Origin of the sequence: Gordonia sp. (in: high G+C Gram-positive bacteria), from assembly GCF_012515855.1 — a bacterium.
Classification (GTDB): domain Bacteria; phylum Actinomycetota; class Actinomycetes; order Mycobacteriales; family Mycobacteriaceae; genus Gordonia.
Genome location: NZ_JAAYXO010000047.1, coordinates 1 through 2,534, shown reverse-complemented (window position 1 = coordinate 2,534; position 2,534 = coordinate 1). Strand labels below are relative to the sequence as shown.

The following is a 2,534-nucleotide window of genomic DNA, read 5'->3' as shown; positions in this document are numbered from 1 at the left end:
TTCGACGGTACGAGCCGGGGATGGCTGTCCGATTGAAGATTTGCGACACGATCGTGGGTGGTGCGCGGCGGTCTCGATACGACTGCGGGCTCGCTGCGCTCACTCGCAGCACTCGACCAACTTGGGGTGTGGCCCGGCGCGACTCGCTCGCAGCACTCGACCAACTTGGGGCTTAGGGCGTTCCACGTTGGTCGAGTTCGACGCTGCGAGCGGAGCGAGCATCGGCGAGTATCGAGACCGGGGTGAGGGTGCTCGGCGCGGGATGCGTTGTGGCCCAGTGTGACTCGATGACGGTCTCGATACGACTGCGGGCTCGCTGCGCTCACTCGCAGCACTCGACCATCCTGTGGCGTTGTGGCCCGGCGTGACCCGCTCGCAGCACTCGACCATCCTGGGGGTTCTATCCGGGCGAGGAACGTCGAGCGCTGCTGCGGCGCACTAACATCACAGCAGTGACCGAAGAACCCACGTCGCGGCCGGAGCTCGACGTCACCGAGCACACGCGCGGCATCCTCGCGCCGGGGCGGATGTTCACCGTGGTCGACTTCGACCGCTACCCGGTACCTCCCGAGTTGGACGGGCTCATCGACTGGTTCTGGTCGGTGCGCTGGGACCTGCCCGCGGGCGCGCGGCACCGGCAGCCGGTCCTTGCCACCCCGGCCGTCAACGTCAGCGTCGGGGTCACCCCGCCGCCGGGCGACGACCCTCCGCCGGGCCCGTACTCCCTCGATTCATACCTCAACGGGGTCACCACCGACGTCACCGTCCGACACCTGTCGGGCAGCGGATGGAACGTCGCAGCCAAAACCACGACGGGCGGCTTCGGCGCCTGGGTCGACGACGTCCAGGCACTCAACGACCGGCAACTACCGATGTCGGAGGTGCTGGCCATCGACCAGCGCGACCTCGCGCTGCGGGTGGCGAACATCGGCTTCGGCGCGGGACGCGCGGTACCGATCGCCGAGGAACTGGTGCGGCTCCTGGACACCCGACCGCCGGCACGCGTCGCGCGAGCCCGCGAGGTCGCCGCCGTGGCGTCGGCCGCCGAGCACGACCGAACCATTCGCACCGTCGACCAGCTCGCCCGCCTGGGCGGCATCACGCCGCGGACGCTCCAACGGATGTTCGTCTCCTGCGCCGGCGTCTCGCCGACCTGGGTGATCCGCCGGTTCCGGCTGATCGAGGCCGCCGAGCGCGTGCGCGACGGTCAGTCGACGGACTGGGCGGCGCTGGCCGTCGACCTCGGATACGCCGACCAAGCCCATCTGACGCGGGACTTCACCGCGACGCTCGGGATGTCGCCGGGCGCGTATGCCGCGGGGAACCGCGACCGGCCGTAGCGCGGTCGCAGGTCGGTGCCCTCGCCGAGGCGAGGAACCGTCCCGCCGACTACACCGTCGGCGCGAGTTCCCGCACCGGCTGACCGTCGTTGCTGAGGGCCGCGCGGATCACCGCGACTTCGTCCTCGGTGGCCTCGAGGAGCGGAGCGCGCACCGAAGCGTGGCCGATCACGCCGACCTCGCGAAGGGCGGCCTTGGCCGTCACGACGCCGGGGGCGGTCCGCATCAGCGCGACGGTCAGGGCACGGACCTCGTCGTTCACTGCACGCGCGGTCGCGAGATCGCCCGCGTCGACGGCAGTGATCAGCGTCGAGTGGCGATCAGCGGCGACGACGCCGACCACACTCACCAGGCCGGTGGCGCCGGCGGCCAGGTACGGCAGATTCAGCTCGTCGAGCCCGCAGTAATACGCGAGCCCGGTCTCGGCGATCACCGACATCATCTCGAACAGGTCGCCCTTCGCGTCCTTGACCGCGAGGATGCGGGGATGCTGCGACAGCTCGACGATGGTCTCGCGCAGCAGCGGCAGACCGGTGCGGCCGGGAATGTCGTAGAGCATCACCGGGAGCTCGGTCGCGTCGGCGATGGCGACGGTGTGCGCGACCACCCCGGCCTGCGACGGCTTGGAGTAGTACGGCGTCACGATCAGCAGGGCGTCGGCACCGGCGGCCGCGACCGCCTTCGCGGTCTGGATGCTCTTGGCGGTGTAGTTGCTGCCGACACCGACCACGAGCTTGGTCTCGTCGCCCGCGCCCACTCGGACCAGCGACAGCAGACGCAGGAGTTCGGCGTCGTCGAGTGTCGGCGACTCCCCGGTGGTGCCGGCGACGACGATCCCGTCGCAGCCGGTGGCCACCAGATGCTTGGCCACGGCGATGATGCCGGGCTCGTCGAACGAGCCGTCCGGGTTCATGGGGGTGGGCATCGCGACGAGGTTGCGTCCGAAGGCCGCGCGCGCGGAAGGCATGGCTGAGGTCATGCGTCCATGGTGGCGAGCAGAAACGATCACCACAAGCGAGGAGTTATCGTGGGTAATCGTTAGGAGTCCTTCATGATTGATGTCGGTGCGCTACGTGCCCTGCGCGCGATCGCCGATCTCGGCACCATGGCCCGCGCCGCGGACGAGCTCGGATTCACCCCGTCGGCCATCTCGCAGCAGATCAAACGACTGGAATCGCAGGTCGGAGTGCGTTT

3 protein-coding genes are annotated in these 2,534 nt (G+C 69.5%); 2 read left to right on the top strand and 1 reads right to left on the bottom strand.

Features of this window, described 5'->3' with window-relative positions; genetic code table 11:
* Positions 1–452 precede the first annotated feature (452 nt).
* On the top strand, positions 453–1,340 hold the full coding sequence (locus GX543_RS03075) for a helix-turn-helix domain-containing protein (RefSeq protein ID WP_290849711.1): 888 nt from the start codon (positions 453–455) through the stop codon (positions 1,338–1,340).
* A 49-nt stretch (positions 1,341–1,389) separates the two neighbouring features.
* Here GX543_RS03075 and dapA read toward each other — a convergent pair whose 3' ends face one another.
* Positions 1,390–2,319, bottom strand: a complete 930-nt coding sequence (gene dapA / locus GX543_RS03070) for a 4-hydroxy-tetrahydrodipicolinate synthase (protein WP_290849709.1) — start codon at positions 2,317–2,319, stop codon at positions 1,390–1,392.
* Positions 2,320–2,391: 72 nt separating this feature from the next.
* On the opposite strand from dapA, the gene GX543_RS03065 reads away from it, so the two are divergent.
* Positions 2,392–2,534: LysR family transcriptional regulator (locus tag GX543_RS03065; RefSeq protein ID WP_290849713.1), on the top strand; the 143-nt coding region annotated here is incomplete at its 3' end.